This is a genomic window from Flavobacterium sp. P1_E4 (assembly GCF_056405915.1).
This window is the reverse complement of the sequence record NZ_JBFUBE010000020.1, coordinates 38586-54838: the sequence shown is the minus strand read 5'-3', so window position 1 is coordinate 54838 and position 16253 is coordinate 38586. Positions and strand designations below refer to the sequence as shown.

Here is a 16253-nt window from a genome sequence, read left to right as displayed (position 1 = left end):
TTAATAAACACTCAAAACAAAAGTGGTATTGTATTTAGTACTCAAAACGTTTAAAAGCTTCAATCGCCTCATATTCGGCAAGTCCTAATTTATCGTATAATTTTGCCGTATTTTTATTTCGGTCCTCGGCTCTAACCCAAAACTCTCTCGAATCATTTCCTTGGAACATCACTCTGTCTTTTTGGGACTGGTGGTATAAAATGGCTTGTCTTTTCAACATTACTTCGTCCGGACTCAATGGAACGGCCATGTCAATTTCGTGGATATCCCATTCGTGCCAAGCGCCTCTATACAACCACAACCAACAATCGTTCATGAATGGTTTTGATTTTAATGCTTTCATGGCCGCAAAAATCGCATTCAAGCATACTTCGTGAGTACCGTGTGGATCTGCAAGATCCCCTGCAGCAAATACTTGATGCGGTTTGATTTTCTCAATAATATCTTTTACGATAGCTATATCTTGTGGCCCCAATGGATTCTTTTGAACCATACCCGTTTCATAGAATGGCATATCCAGGAAATGGGTGTTTTCGTCTTTCAAACCGATGTATCTCGTTGCCGCGTACGACTCGCGTCTTCTKATCAATCCTTTTAATTTWCKMACTTCGTCAGAATCGCTTTGCCCTAGTGGTTTAGAATTAATAGAATCWATTACCGATTGAAAATCAATTCCAGATTTATTTCCYTCWGTAAAATCATTGCACACTTCRGCAAACTTYAAWGCCTCATCATCAGTWACCGCAATRTTTCCTGAAGTYTGATAMACCACATGCACATCGTGACCTTGTTTGATTAATTTGGCGAATGTTCCTCCCATCGAGATAACATCGTCATCCGGATGAGGRCTGAACAGAATYACTCTTTTCTTGGMTGGATTTGCTCTTTCCGGTCTGTGAGAATCATCCGTGTTTGGTTTTCCTCCCGGCCATCCCGTAATGGTATGTTGCAACACATTGAACATATTGATATTTAAATCATATGATGAACTTCCGGCTGCCAATAAATCGGACATTCCGTTGTTGTTGTAATCYCTRTCKGTYAATTTAAGWATKGATTGATCGGTATGYTGACAAAGCCAAACAATTGCCTTGTTTTTCAACTGTTCMGTCCAGATACATTCCCCTACCAACCAAGGTGTTTCCAATCTGGTYAATTCCGAAGCGGCACCTTCATCCAAYACAAATGTGGTATTGTTGTGGTTTTGCAAAAAAGTAGCAGGAACTTCMGAACTGATATCGCCTTGAATGGTTCTCTTGATAATCGATGCTTTGTTTTGTCCCCAAGCCATCAAAACAATTCTTTTGGATCTCARAATGGTTGAAACTCCCATCGTGATCGCTTTTTTKGGAACGTTCCCAATTCCGTTGAAATCACCCGAAGCATCCACTTTGGTGATATGGTCCAAAGTAATAATTCGAGTTCCAGAATTGATGTGTGAACCTGGYTCATTAAAACCAACGTGTCCCGTACGACCAATTCCCAACAATTGAAAATCGAGTCCTCCRGCATTTTTGATATTCATTTCATAATCAACACAAAACTGGTTCARRTCYTCCAARGCAACSGTTCCRTCCGGAATATTKATATTTTCGGGTCTGATGTCAACATGGTTAAAAAGGTGCTGGTGCATGAAGTAATAATAACTTTGRTTGCTTTCCTTCGGCATAGGATAATACTCATCCAGATTRAAAGTCACAACATTATCAAAACTCAATCCTTCCTCTTTRTGCATACGAACCAATTCCTGATACACTTTTATTGGRGAAGAACCTGTAGCAAGTCCTAATACACACTTTTTATTTTTTTCTTGTTTGGAACGAATTAAATCGGCAATCTCTTGAGCAACGATTATTGAAGCATCAGCTGAGTTTTTAAAAATTACGTTGTGGATTTTTTCAAAACGGGTATCTTCAAACTGACCTGCTTTTTTGAAGCTGATGTCATTACCTTTAATTGATGTAGTTCTCATGTTTTTATAATTATATATTTTTAATCTGAAAGAGTATAATATAAATATTATTAAGTCATTAAATTCTTAAACTTGAAATATTTATATCTTGTGCTTATAATTTTAAATCTTGTTGTTTTGAAACAAAACCATATATGTTCTGTTTATATATAAATTTTTATTTTCTAAAAAAATAAAAAGAAATTTCAATAGTAATAAGCTCTTAAAACAAAGTAAAATCACTTTACAAATCGGAGCGATTGGTTATAAAACCTTTAAAATCAATTAAAAAAATCTTGCAGCATCATTTTTCAATTCTTCATTTTTTTATATCCAGACAGGCTTTCACCTGTCTGGAATAAAAAATAACTATTTGTAATTTTAGAAATTTGGTCCGGTAGTATCCCACCAAAGTCTAGTTGCTCCATTATCAGGGCCACCTAATTTTGTTACTCCAGAATCATATCCAGCTTTATTACCGTCGATTTCAGATTGAGAAAAAAGATTTCTACGTGGTCCGTACTGAGTTGAAATAACACCATTACTATCATTCTTAAGTACAGGTAACAATTTTGGATAACCAGTTCTTCTGTATTCAGACCAAGATTCTTGACCATCAGGGAAATTAGCAATCCATTTTTGAGTAATAATTTTTTGCAATTTCACTTCATTAGTAGCATTTGCATCCCAAGCAATAGTAACTTTATTTACTGCTGCTCCATTGTTTGCACTATCAAATGCATCTACGAAATCTTTTGCCATTTTTGTATTATCAGCAATGTAAGCATCGGCACCAGTAACTCCAAATTGAGCAAATGAAGCAGTGATTCCTTGCTCATACAGAGATTGTGCTGTACCACCCATATTCCAACCTCTCAAAGCACCCTCTGATCGTAGAAAGAAAACTTCAGCAGCCGTCATCCAAACGATTTTTTTAGCTTCTGTTACTTTACCATAAGCAGACATTCCAACGTGATCTGATTTTGCTTTGATATCTATACCTGTACGAATACCTCTGTATTGTCCTGCTACCAGTGGATCTGTTGCTTTATTGAAAAATTTAGCAATTCTAGGATCATTATAACCTGTTAATATAGATTCCATATCAGCAGACATTCTTGCATCTCCCCATGAATTTGAAACTACAGATAATGGATGTGGATTGGTAATATTTATAAGTGCAATATCTGCAATAGCTTCTAAAACACCATAAGGATTGGCAACTGCTTTTTCAGCTTCAACTTTAGCTTTTGCTGGATCAACTTTTACAATTCTCATTGCCAAACGTAAACGTAATGAGTTTGCAAATTTAACCCACTGTGAATAATCTCCTTTATAATCCGTCTGATCAGCATCTCCAAATGTAGATTTTTCACCATTTTGAATTTTTTTATCAAATTCAGCAACAGCTATATCTAACTCTTCGAACATTTGAGTATATACCTCTTGTTGACTATCATAAAGAGTTGTTGTACCTGTTGATTTTCCGAATTGAGAATATTGAATAGGACCAAATGAATCCGTAATTCTGTGCATCGCCTCTACTTTCATTATCAAAGCCCAAGCATAATACTGACTAGCAGGTGTTCCTTTTGTTTCTTTAATTACTTTTGTGACATTTGCTAACACATCTGTATAAGCATCGTTCCATTGAAAACTAGACCAACCGCGATTAAGACTATAAGTAGAATTGTTTACACCTCCTCCAAAAGGAGTTGGAATACCATTATAACCTCCCCAAATATCTCCTGATAAACTTTGAGCCAATTGATATTCCCAATGCACAGATGGCACTACATTATTATTTACAGGAGCAAACAGTAATTTAATGTTATTATTATCTTGAGTCAAATCAGCATTAGTTATACCATACTTATTTGTATTTATATCATTATAATCCCCTGTACAACTTGCCGCCAAAACTAATGACGTGCATAAAACTGTTGTTTTTATTTTATTTAGTATCATTGTTATCTTTTATTAGAAAGTTACATTTATGTTAAGTCCAATACTTCTTGTTGATGGCATTCCGAAAACATCAACTCCTTGTAAACCATTACCAGTACTCAATGAAATATTTGGATCAAATGGCGCATCTTTATAGAAGAAAAATAAGTTTCTACCCACTAATGATACATTAGCTGATTTTAATGCAGTGTTTTGTCCAAGATTAAAAGTATAACCAAAAGATAATTCTCTCAAACTCACATTTGTTGCACTATAGATATATTCGCTAGACAAACCATTTCTACCACCTATTGATGAGTAATATTTGTTTGCATCCATTTTTGTTACAGCAGTTCCATCAGGCATTACAGCATCAATTGTCACACCTCCAGCATTTCTAGCATCTCCAGAAGCTTTAGAAACTCCATTAATATCCATAATAGCTTGTGTCATACTCAAAACATCTCCTCCAAAACGACCATCAATAGTAAAATTCAAATTAAAATTACCGTATTTGAAGCTATTAGAAAATCCTAACATAAAATCTGGATTTGAATTACCAATATTTACCCAAGGATTATCATTTGCATCCACATATTTTTGAATAGCACCTTTATCATCTAAAACCAACTGCCCTTTATCATTTCTAATTGGTTTCCATCCTTGAATTGTTCCAAAAGGTTCCCCTTCAGTCAAAGCATATCTATAATTATTGTTTGAATCAGGAGTAATAACTACTACACCACCTTGGTCTTTAGGTAAATTTGTAACTTTATTTTTATTTTGCGAATAATTGATTGTTGCATCCCATTTGAATTTATCATTATCAATAATTTTACCAAAAACAACCGCTTCTATACCATTATTAGATATTATACCGCCATTGTAAGCATAATTTTGAAAACCATCTGCATTAGTTGGAGCAGGGATAGTTAAGTATTGATTTTTTGTCTCATTTGAATAGTAAGTCAATTCAAAACCAACTCTATTATTAACAAATCTCCATTCTGTACCAAATTCATAGGAATCTTGTCTTTCTGGTTGTAAAGTTGTTCCTGGTCTTACACCTGTAACTGGACTTATTGCAGAAGTGTTTGCAGAAGTGTACAAGTTAACTGGAGTAGTTACAAATGAAGCAACATCATTACCCACTTGAGCATAAGAAGCTCGAACTTTACCAAAACTAATTGATTCCGGCATTTTTATCATTTCTGATAAGATAGCTGTAGCTCCAACAGAAGGATAGAAGAAAGATGTACTTTCAGTATTAACTAAAGTAGAAGACCAATCATTACGACCTGTAACATCTAAATATAACATAGATTTATATCCAAAAGTTGCCGCCGCAAAAACAGATTGAACTTCTTTACTTGCACCCATATTTTGATAAATTCCTTCTGTATCTTTAAAATTGTGAATTGTAAACCAGTTAGCCGCTTTCAATCCGCTATTTCCTGAATCAAGAACTGATTGATCATTTAATTTTGAATTAGTAATACTGGTACCAACATTAGCATAAAAACTGAAATCATCATTGAATTTAGTATTGATGGTAGCAATTAAATCAGCATATTTCTGAACACTTAAGCTATTAATATTTATATACTTACCTGTCTCAGGAGCCCAAACACTATTTGTAGAAGCATTAATTTTATTTTCTAATGTATTATTAACTCTATCATAATTAAACCTAGAACCAATGGTTAACCATTTATTAGCTTCATAACTCAATCCTGTAGCAATATTTAAATAGTCATTTGTGTCTATTGATGTATTTCTTTTAATACTATAATAAGGATTTTGTTCTATGTCAACATTACCTGCTAAAGGATTAGCATAGTTTTGTATTGTTGGCCAATTTTGAACCATCATATTTCTTAGTGGATCAAAAACTTCGAAATTATTTTTATAATAATTAAAATCTTTTCCTCCTTCAGCAACTCTAGGAAACAAATAAACACCTGTAAGCGGGTTGTAATACAAACCATTTGTAGGTCTGTTATCAATTTTTTGAAAAATATAATTAGCAGCTGCAGTAACAGTTAATTTATCATTAAAGAATTTAGCTGTTTGTCTCAAACTAAAGTTGTGTTTTTTCAAATCATTATCTTCAATAATTCCACTTGCTATAGTATTAGCATAAGAAACAGAAGTTGTAGAATGTTCAGCACCTGTAGAAAAACCAAACGAAGTTATTTGAGTATGACCAGTTTGAAAAAAATCTTCGACGTGATCTTTAGAAGCACCTTTAGCACCCCAAGAAAATTCATTTCCTGCAGTTACATAGTCATTTTGAAATTTTGGCAAATAAGCTGCTGTTTCAAAAGTAGAGTTTGAAGAAGCTCTAAAAGTTTCTTTACCAGCTTTGACTTTTTTAGAAGTCAATAAAATAACCCCTCTGGCACCTTGACTACCATATAAAGCTGCAGCAGATGCACCTTTTAATACAGTCATTCCTTCATAATCATCAGGATTTAATAGTGAAGCAACATCTCCTCCATCACGGTTACCTCCTTGAAGTGATCCAAAAGTATCGTTCGGTTGACCTGAACCAATATTCAACATCGGCACACCATCAATTACATATAGTGGATTGTTATTTGTAACAGATGAATTACCTCTAATAGTTACTTTAGAAGAACCTCCCGCTCCACCTGAACTCTTAACTACAGCAACTCCCGCAATTTTACCAGCAATTGTATTAATAAGATTTGGATCTTTTGCTCTAACCAATTCTTCTCCTTTTAGCTCTTGTGCAGAGTAAGTCAAAGCCTTTTTAGATTTCTTAATACCTAATGAAGTTACTATTACCTCAGTTAAAGCAGTAGAACTAGCTGAATTTAACTTTACATTGATAGTAGAAGACTCGCCTACTTCTATATTTCGCGTTTCATATCCTAAGTATGAAATCACTAATGTAGCACCAGGCTTAACTTCAATTGAAAATTTACCATCAAAATCTGTTGAGGCACCATTAGCTTCGCCTTTTACGTTAACATTTGCACCTGGTATCGGAGTACCCGTCGCATCTGAAACAAAACCATTGACTTTTTTTACCTGCGCAAGGGTTACTTGCGTCGTAAAAATAATCATCACGATTAAAAAAATTTTTCTCATTTTTAAATTATTTTTGTTAGTTATGGTGTAAATTTATCCTTAACGTATTGTTAAAAAAAATAATTTAAACCAACAGCATGACTTTTTAAACCAACGACATGTTTTAATCAATAATGTGTTTTTCGAAAACGTTTTCTTCTGTGTTTTTTTAACCGTTATAACATTTTTTCAACTTTTTATTTAGCAAAACACCGTTTTTAATGACAAAATGATTATTGTTGCATAATAAAACAGTAACAAATTCGAATTTCTATTCAATGCTATATTATAAGTGTTAAAATGAAAAAAATAAACTTTACTATTAAATTCAAAAACCACGTATGGTTTTGGGGAATCTACTTTTTACTTAATTTTTTACGCTGGGGAGCTTATTTCAATGATTATAAGTATTCCTTCAAATCCAATCTAATAGAATTTGCTCTTCACATACCTTTAGTGTATTTCAATTTATTAATACTCATTCCTATGTTTGTATTAAAATCAAAATATATTAAATATACCTTTTCATTATTAGCAAGCTTAGCTGTAGTCTATTTATTAAAAACAGGACTCACCTATTATATAATTTCAAAAAATATTTGGCCAGAAGCCAATAGAGATTACAGACCATTTGAAATTAATCATATAGTTGCTGTTTGTATTGGTGAATTGTATGTTCTTGCAATAGCCTCTTCAATATATTTAATGCTGACTTGGCTTAGAGAAAGAGATCGCAACAAAGCAATAATGGAAAATCAAAATAAAATAAAATTAAAATATTTAAAGAACCAAATTCAGCCTCACTTCTTTTTCAACACTCTAAATAATCTTTATGCTCTTTCATTAGAATCATCGAATAAAGTTCCTGATGTTATCATAAAACTTTCCAACTTGATGGAATATGTTCTTTACGACATAGATGACACTCAATTTGTCCCATTGATAAATGAAATCGATTATATGCAGAATTATATCGAAATAGAAAAATTACGATTTGAAAATGTTGAAGTGGCAATAAATCTAGAATCTGACATTGATAATATAAAAGTCCCTCCATTATTGTTTATCTCACTCATAGAAAACGCTTTTAAACATGGAGGTGCAAACAATGAAAATCTCAAAATAAAAATTAATTTCAGAGTCGTAAATTCTAACCTTGAATTTGAAATAATAAATAATTTTGTAATTTCACCACCGTTAAAAACAAAAAAAGGAATTGGTTTATCCAACACAAAAAAAAGATTGAAACTAATTTACAAAAATAATTTTATCATAAAACAAATGATAAAATTCAATTTTTATATAATCAAAATACAAATACCTTTATATAATGAAGATTAAATGTGTATTAATTGATGATGAACCATTAGCTATAAAGGTATTACTCAATTACTTTGAAAATTTTTCAGACTTCGAAGTTATTGGTACATTTAATAATTCATTAGACGGACTTGAATTTATAAATTCAAATAATGTCGATGCAGTTTTTCTAGACATCAATATGCCAATGATGACTGGTTTTGAATTAATCAGTTTGATTGAAAATAAAACTAGAATAGTCATTACAACAGCTTTCAGGGAATTTGCTGCAGAGAGTTACGACTTGGAAGTATTGGATTATTTGGTAAAACCCATTCCATTACCAAGATTTATAAAATGTATTCATAAAATTGAGGCCGAATACAATTTAAAAAATAATATCAAAATTGAAAACCATCGTGTCGAACCACACCTTTTTATCAAAGTTGATAAAAAAATGGTAAAAATCAATATTGATGAAATACTTTTTGTCGAAGGGATGAAAGAATATATCAAAGTTGTCACTCCCGAAAAAACATATATAACTCATAAATCATTGACTTCATTAACCGAAGAATTGCCTACTGATCGATTTATGCGCATTCATAAATCCTACACAATTGCATTAAATAAAGTAAAATCGATAGAAGGCAATCGAATACAAATTTCATCTTATACTATCCCTATTGGCCGAAATTACAGTAAAGAAGTTAAAAGCAAAATCTTAGAATAATTTCTGCATATAACCTACAGATTAACTCAATAAAAAGTAATAAAATCGCCATTTGTTGACGAAATAATGTCGTTTATATAAAAGTGAAAAACTTTATATCATAAAATTTTTTTTTGAAATTCTTAACAAATATATTTACAGTCTTGCAGCATCAAAAAAATTAATAATAACCAAAAAAAAATTAAATTTTTAAAAATTATGAGTTCAGAAAATTCACAAACCAAATGGGGACAATTTATCCCCCTAGTCATCGTATTCTTCTTTTGGGGATTTGTTGCTGCAAGTAACGACATTCTTATCCCAGTTTTCAAAAAAGCATTTGATTTAACACAAGGTGAAAGTCAATTAGTAGCTTTTGCATTTTACATAGCTTATACTGTTGGTTCTCTTATATATATGGGAGTTTCCGTTTTGATAAAAGAAGATTTAGTAAACAAAATTGGATACAAAAATGGGTTGTCACTTGGATTACTTATTTCTGCATTAGGTACACTTTTATTTTATCCAGCTGCCAATACAGGCTCTTTTACATTAATGTTAGCAGGTCTTTTTATTGTTGGTCTTGGATTTTCGCTACAACAAACAGTTGCAAATCCATTAGCAATCGCCTTAGGACCAATTAAAACAGGTTCACAACGTTTAACATTAGCAGGTGGAATCAATAATTTTGGAACTACAATCGGACCATTAATTGTTAGTTTTGCCATTTTTGGTTCAAGTGCAAGTGGTAACACCAATGCAAGTATTGAAAGCGTAAAAATTCCTTACCTAGTCTTAGGATTTGCATTTTTAGTAGTTGCTATTTTATTAAAATTCTCATCATTGCCAGAGCGACCAGAATTAATTGAAGAAGATGATTCTAATGATAAAGTATCAGTAAAAACATCTGCCCTACAATATCCTCAATTGGTAATGGGGATGATCGCTATCTTTTTATATGTAGGTGTTGAAGTATCTACAGCAAGTAATTTACCAGCTTACATGGAAAGCAAATTGGGCTTTTTAACCAAAGATGTTGCTCCATACATATCTTTATATTGGGCAAGTTTAATGATTGGTCGTTGGACTGGAGCAGTTGAAGCATTCACTGAAAATATGAGCTTACTAAAAATATTAAGATTTCTAGCGCCTTACTTAGCATTTGGAGTATTTTTAGCAGTAAATGCAATGGCTAATCACGATTTAACTCCTTTTTACATCTACGGACTAGTAATTTTAGTATTAATCGGAGCAGATATGGCTAGTAAAGGAAATCCAGCCAGGATGCTTCTAATTTTTTCTAGTTTAGGTATTTTGGCTACTGCTGTAGGAATAACAACTAGCGGAATGATTAGTGTATATGCTTTTACAAGTGTTGGTTTATTTTGCAGCACATTATGGCCATGTATCTTTACTTTAGCAGTAAGTGGCTTAGGAAAACACACTAGTCAAGGAAGTAGTTTCTTAATTATGATGATTATGGGGGGTGGTTTTGTGAGTGTTTTTCAAGGTAAAGTTGCTGATTTCGTTGGAATACAAAGCAGTTATATCGTTGGTATCATTTGCTTTGCTTATCTAGCATTTTATGCTTGGAAAGTAAGTGCCATTTTAAAAGCTCACGGAATCGATTTTGACAAAAAAGTAGCTGGAGGACACTAGGAAGATTTCAGATTTTAGCATACAGTTTTCAGAAAAATAAATACCTAAAAAGCCCATTCTAATAAAACAGAATGGGCTTTTTTTATAGAATTCAAATTGCTGAGAATCGCATATATGATTTTCATTCAAACATAGAATCAAATATTGAATTTTTGACCATTTTCAGCTAAACAAAAAAAAGTCCCATTTCATTACAAAATGGGACTTTTTTATTAGTTCTTTTAACTTAATACTGCAACCTAAAAGCTGAGTACTCTTATTATTTGTTTCCTTTCTCGAAATCAGCAACAAATTGTGCCAAACCGATATCAGTCAACGGGTGTTTCAATAAACCATAAATTGCTGATAATGGTCCTGTCATTACATCGGCACCAATTTTTGCACAATTTACAATATGCATGGTGTGACGTACAGAAGCAGCCAAGATTTGCGTCTCATAGCCATAGTTATCATAAATCTCTCTAATTTCTTCGATCAATGCTAAACCATCTGTAGAAATATCATCCAAACGACCAATAAATGGAGAAACATAAGTAGCACCTGCTTTCGCAGCCAATAAAGCTTGTCCTGCAGAAAACACTAAAGTAACATTAGTTTTAATTCCTTTATCAGAGAAATATTTAGCAGCCATTACTCCTTCTTTTGTCATTGGTAATTTAACAACAATTTGATCGTGCAAATCAGCTAATTCCTCACCTTCTTTAATCATTCCGTCGTAATCCAACGCATTCACTTCGGCACTTACATCACCCTCAACCAAATTACAGATATCAACATAATGTTTCAAAATGTTGTTTTTTCCTGTAATTCCTTCTTTAGCCATCAAAGATGGATTAGTAGTAACTCCATCTAAAACTCCTAATGCTTGTGCTTCTTTAATTTGAGCTAAATTAGCTGTATCAATAAAAAATTTCATAATCTATTTATATTTAATTGTGTGTTTGAAAAATTCGGTGCAAAATTACGAAATCAATATCAATAACAATGGCAATTTCAATGGCAATTTCAATTTCAAAAATCAAAAATCAAATCCTCATTGTTTCTTCATTTTGAATTCCTAAAGTTTATAATGATTCATAAGCATCTTTTCATATACTTTATCAGGCAGAATTCTCTTTAATACAATAGAAAACTTTTGCATAAAAGCACCGACTTTATAATGAATTTTCGGACTTAAATTTTGAATAACCGCATAAACCGCTTCAGCCATTTCATTCGGATTACTTCCACTATCCACATGCTCATCCATGGTTTTTAGATTATTTCCGTAAGGCACCTCATAAGCTGAACCTTTTATTACTGGTGCATGAAAACGACCTGCTGCAATATTGGTAGCAAAATCACCAGGAGCAATATTGGTAATTTGAATTCCAAAAGACTTCACCTCCATGCGCAATGCTTCGGTAATTAATTCTAAAGCTCCTTTGGAAGCTGAATAAATGCTGCGATATGGCAAACCCATATACCCAGCAATTGAGGTAATATTTATAATTAATCCCGATTGTTGCGAACGCATTTGTGGTAAAACAGCTTTCATTACTTCAATTGGGCCAAAAAAGTTGGTTTCAAAGTTATTTTTGATTTCCTCCATAGGAATTTCTTCCAAAGGTCCTGTAATACCAACCCCTGCATTATTAATCACTACGTCAAGCCTTCCAGAAGTCGCTATAATTTCATCAACAGCCAAATGAATAGAATTTGCATTTCTTACATCCAAAGTAATTAGAGGAAAAATTGAATTAAGAACTCGTTCCGGATTCCTACTCGTTCCATACACCACAAATCCTTTATGATGCAAAAACTCTCCAATAGATTTACCAATTCCTGAAGATCCTCCTGTTATCAATACTACTTTATTCATCGTTTAATGTTATAAATTATAAGCGTTTTACAAAGACAAAACACTGAGATTCAAAACAACCAGTTTTTTAATTTGCTTCAAAATTCTGATTTCAATTTGGGTAAAAATAAAAAAATCCTCCCGAAGGAAGACTACTTTTGTATAATTGTTGAAACAATTTTAAATTTAAAAAGAAAAAAATGGCAAGCGATCTACATCGCACCGCTCAACCACGTACCCTTGCTATGTTCCCATCCTGGGGGAGTCTGCAGGAGCTGGTCGTGTAGGACTTGCCGGTGCAAATATACAATCTTTTTATATTTTTGCAAGGGCTTTGCCTCTTAAAATTATCGTTGTATATTGGCTTTTTAAAATTTCAAAACTATGAAAAACTATAACTTCCTATTTATCATTTTCTTAGGAATCATTTTATCTAATTGTGGAAACACAAAAAATGGTGAAAATTCTATATTTACCTTCGATAATTCCAATTATAAGGCACATTATATCTCTGATGATGCTATTTCGTTGGGTATTTTAAACCCAAATTCTAAAGAAATTGACAGTATTGTCTATTTCGTAAACGATAAAAAAGTAGGTTTCAAAAAAGGAAATGAAAAACTAAACTTCAACTTAAAAAATCAAAAACTGGGTTACCAAAATTTTAAGGCTTTGGTTTATTTTGGAGGTGAAAACTCTGAAGCAACTGCGAGAATAGAATTGGTTTCTAATATACAGCCTAAATTATTAAAATTTAAAATTATAAATACCTACTCACACGACACAGCTTCTTTCACTGAAGGTTTAGAATTTTATAATGATACATTATATGAGAGTACTGGTTCTGGCACTACTAGTTCTGGAATAAGTTGCAAATCCTTTTTAAGAAAATACGATTATAAAACAGGAAAAGTATATAAGCAAATTAACCTTGACGAAAAATATTTTGGAGAAGGAATAACCTTTATAAACAGTAAATTATATCAATTGACCTGGCAAGAAAAAACAGGTTTTATATATGATGCAAAAACGCTTAAATTGGAAAAAACATTTACTTATGACAAAGACATTGAAGGTTGGGGAATGACAAATGATGGCACTTATATTTACCAAACCGACAAAACAGAAAAAATTTGGAAAATGGATCCAAAAACTCAAAAAATGATAGATTATATCAATGTATATTCTGGAGATTCAAAAATAAAAGCCATCAATGAACTGGAATGGATCAATGGTAAAATTTACACGAATGTTTGGACAAAAGATGCAATTGCAGTAGTAAATCCAAATAGCGGAGCTGTTGAAGGTATTTTAGACATGTCGGGTTTAAGAAAATTAACACATACGACTACTGATGATTCCTTAAACGGAATTGCCTATAATCCCAAAACCAAAACCATTTTTGTTACTGGAAAAAATTGGGACAAAATGTTCGAAATAACAGTTTTTGAATAAATATATAATGACAACATTAATAGTTAATATTAAAGAACTACTTCAAGTTCGAGAAAATTCCGTTTTAAAAGTATCTGGAACTGAGATGGCTATTTTGCCAACAATTAAGAATGCTTTTTTACTTATTAAAGACGATTTAATTGCTGATTTTGGTTCTATGGATAATTTACCGAAAGTTGTCGTAGATATAACAATTAATGCTACTGGAAAAACGATTCTTCCTTCTTGGTGTGACAGCCATACTCACATCGTTTACGCTGGTAATCGTGAGCAAGAATTCGTAGACCGCATAAATGGAATGACATATGAGGAAATTGCCAATCGTGGTGGTGGAATTTTAAACTCAGCTAAAAAACTTAACGAAACATCCGAAGAAGAAATTTATAATCAATCGAAAGCACGACTCGAAGAAGTAATACAATTGGGAACTGGTGCAATCGAAATTAAATCCGGCTATGGTCTCACCATTGAAGGAGAACTCAAAATGCTTCGCGTAATCAAGCAATTATCCAAAAATCACCCCATAACCATAAAAGCAACTTTTCTTGGTGCACACGCCTTCCCTATCGCTTTTAAAGATGATAAAAAAGGTTATATTGATTCAATCATCAACGAAATGCTTCCTAAAATTGCAAAAAATAAATTGGCGGATTTTATTGATGTCTTTTGCGAAACTGGATATTTTTCAGTCGAAGAGACCGAACAAATTATGGAAGCAGGAATTCTATTTGGCCTTAAGCCAAAAATACATGTTAATCAATTCAATTCAATTGGCGGAATTCAAGCTAGTGTAAAACACAATGCCCTTTCAGTAGATCACCTTGAAATAATGAAACCTGAAGATATAGAAGCCTTAAAAAATACCGAAACAATGCCAGTAGCTTTACCTTCTTGTTCCTATTTTTTAAGCATTCCTTATACACCGGCACGCGATATGATTGCTGCAGGACTTCCTTTGGCTCTTGCTACTGATTATAATCCAGGCTCCACCCCATCGGGAAATATGAATTTTGTTGTTGCAACAGCTTGTATCAAAATGAAAATGACTCCCGAAGAAGCCATAAATGCTGCTACCTTAAACGGCGCCTATGCTATGGGAATTTCTAACACCCATGGAAGCATCACCAAAGGCAAGAAAGCAAATTTAATCATCACAAAAGCTATACCTTCATATTATCAATTACCATATGCTTTTGGCAGTAATCTAATTGATAAAGTAATGCTTGATGGTAAAATTATTGAATAATAATTTTACCTTTTTAAAATATAAGTAAAAAAAAAGAACGATATTCAGATTGAACATCGTTCTTTTTTTCTTTAAAACATGGTTATTATTTTAAAGAAAAATTAGTTGATGAAACCAATTGATCTTTATCATAAACATTAACAGCATACATTCCTTTTGCAAAATCTTTTCCAGCTAAATCTTGTGAAACTTGAACTGTTTTATTTTCATATTTTACACTAGAAACAAAACTATAAGACAATTCTTTAGAACCAAAAGTAATAGTTTTGGCCTCACCTAATACATTGTTTTTACTATCAATTACTTGTACATAATAATCTTTATCTCCAGATTTTGCAATTGAGTTTTCAGCAATAGTAAAGCTTATTTTTAAAACATCAGCTCTACTCGCTTTATCAGTAGCAATTTCTTTACCAGAGCTTTTTAATTTGTAAGCAGCCGTTTGTAAATTCAATATTGATAATTTAGATCCTTTATCAACAGTTTTTGCTAATTCTTCATTTTGTCCAACTAAAACTTCATTGAATTTTTGTGCTTGCCCCAAAACAACAACCGTACTATCACGTTGGTTAGTCAAAGTTACATTTTGTTTTTTCAAACCTTCATTTTCTTTCATCAATTCACTCATATGAGCTTGCATAGTATGAACTTGGCTTTTATATTTTGACAAATCACCATTAGATTTTTTAAGTTCATCCATCAAATTAACGACTTTATCCCTTTCTTGAATCAATTCCTCAGACATTGAGGTATTTTCAGCAATAGCAGCATCATAAGTCGCTTTTAGATCTTGCAAATCTTTCATAACCGATTCTTTTTCGGATCCAACTTTTACAACTTCGGTATGAACAGCTTCAACTTCAGAAGACATTTTAAAAATATAAACTAAACTCCCTACTAATAAAATAGCTAAAACTGCTATAACAGCTTTTAGACTTGAATTGTTTTTTTGATTTTCCATGTTAAAATATAATTGTTTTTTACAAATTTAATAATATATATAACGCAACTTAATACAATTATATTATTTTTGGGAAATATATTTTTT

Annotated in this window: 11 protein-coding genes and 1 other RNA gene; 5 read left to right on the top strand and 7 right to left on the bottom strand. The window is 32.3% G+C overall.

Annotated features, from left to right (window positions below):
* Nucleotides 1–34: 34 nt before the first annotated feature.
* The 3 genes from nagB to AC1DY0_RS15990 all read right to left on the bottom strand — a co-directional run bounded on the left by nagB (nucleotide 35) and on the right by AC1DY0_RS15990 (nucleotide 7015).
* Entirely contained in the window at nucleotides 35–1972 is a 1938-nt protein-coding gene (nagB, locus tag AC1DY0_RS16000) for a glucosamine-6-phosphate deaminase (RefSeq protein ID WP_477189586.1), read from the bottom strand.
* 360 nt (nucleotides 1973–2332) lie between these two features.
* Nucleotides 2333–3919, bottom strand: a complete 1587-nt coding sequence (locus AC1DY0_RS15995) for a RagB/SusD family nutrient uptake outer membrane protein (RefSeq protein WP_477189585.1) — start codon at nucleotides 3917–3919, stop codon at nucleotides 2333–2335.
* Between the two features lie 12 nt (nucleotides 3920–3931).
* Nucleotides 3932–7015, bottom strand: a complete 3084-nt coding sequence (locus AC1DY0_RS15990) for a SusC/RagA family TonB-linked outer membrane protein (RefSeq protein ID WP_477189584.1) — start codon at nucleotides 7013–7015, stop codon at nucleotides 3932–3934.
* A gap of 465 nt (nucleotides 7016–7480) precedes the next feature.
* On the opposite strand from AC1DY0_RS15990, the gene AC1DY0_RS15985 reads away from it, so the two are divergent.
* The 3 genes from AC1DY0_RS15985 (at nucleotide 7481) to AC1DY0_RS15975 (ending at nucleotide 10664) form a co-directional block, all read left to right on the top strand.
* Nucleotides 7481–8335: a sensor histidine kinase gene (locus tag AC1DY0_RS15985; protein WP_477189583.1), complete on the top strand. Its 855-nt coding sequence runs from the start codon at nucleotides 7481–7483 to the stop codon at nucleotides 8333–8335.
* Nucleotides 8325–9026: a LytR/AlgR family response regulator transcription factor gene (locus AC1DY0_RS15980; protein WP_477189582.1), complete on the top strand. Its 702-nt coding sequence runs from the start codon at nucleotides 8325–8327 to the stop codon at nucleotides 9024–9026. The genes AC1DY0_RS15985 and AC1DY0_RS15980 overlap by 11 nt, the downstream gene beginning before the upstream one ends.
* Nucleotides 9027–9224: 198 nt before the next feature.
* On the top strand, nucleotides 9225–10664 hold the full coding sequence (locus tag AC1DY0_RS15975; protein WP_477189581.1) for an MFS transporter: 1440 nt from the start codon (nucleotides 9225–9227) through the stop codon (nucleotides 10662–10664).
* Nucleotides 10665–10923: 259 nt separating this feature from the next.
* Here the strand turns inward: AC1DY0_RS15975 and fsa are convergent, their stop codons facing one another.
* The 3 genes from fsa to ffs form a co-directional block, all read right to left on the bottom strand.
* Nucleotides 10924–11580, bottom strand: coding sequence for a fructose-6-phosphate aldolase (gene fsa, locus AC1DY0_RS15970; RefSeq protein ID WP_111410476.1), 657 nt, complete (start codon nucleotides 11578–11580; stop codon nucleotides 10924–10926).
* A gap of 141 nt (nucleotides 11581–11721) precedes the next feature.
* A complete protein-coding gene (locus tag AC1DY0_RS15965; protein WP_477189580.1) occupies nucleotides 11722–12525 on the bottom strand; it encodes an SDR family oxidoreductase in 804 nt (267 codons plus the stop codon).
* A gap of 177 nt (nucleotides 12526–12702) precedes the next feature.
* An RNA gene (gene ffs, locus AC1DY0_RS15960) (signal recognition particle sRNA small type) lies at nucleotides 12703–12800 on the bottom strand.
* Between the two features lie 88 nt (nucleotides 12801–12888).
* Here ffs and AC1DY0_RS15955 point away from each other — a divergent pair.
* Together AC1DY0_RS15955 and hutI are read left to right on the top strand one after the other, a co-directional pair.
* Entirely contained in the window at nucleotides 12889–13959 is a 1071-nt protein-coding gene (locus AC1DY0_RS15955) for a glutaminyl-peptide cyclotransferase (RefSeq protein WP_477189579.1), read from the top strand.
* 7 nt (nucleotides 13960–13966) lie between these two features.
* Nucleotides 13967–15205 (top strand): imidazolonepropionase, encoded by a 1239-nt coding sequence (gene hutI, locus AC1DY0_RS15950; RefSeq protein ID WP_477189578.1) that lies wholly within the window; start codon nucleotides 13967–13969, stop codon nucleotides 15203–15205.
* An 85-nt stretch (nucleotides 15206–15290) separates the two neighbouring features.
* Here hutI and AC1DY0_RS15945 read toward each other — a convergent pair whose 3' ends face one another.
* Nucleotides 15291–16166 carry a hypothetical protein gene (locus AC1DY0_RS15945; RefSeq protein WP_477189577.1) on the bottom strand — a complete coding sequence of 292 codons (876 nt, stop codon included), beginning with the start codon at nucleotides 16164–16166 and terminating at the stop codon, nucleotides 15291–15293.
* Between the last annotated feature and the right edge of the window lie 87 nt (nucleotides 16167–16253).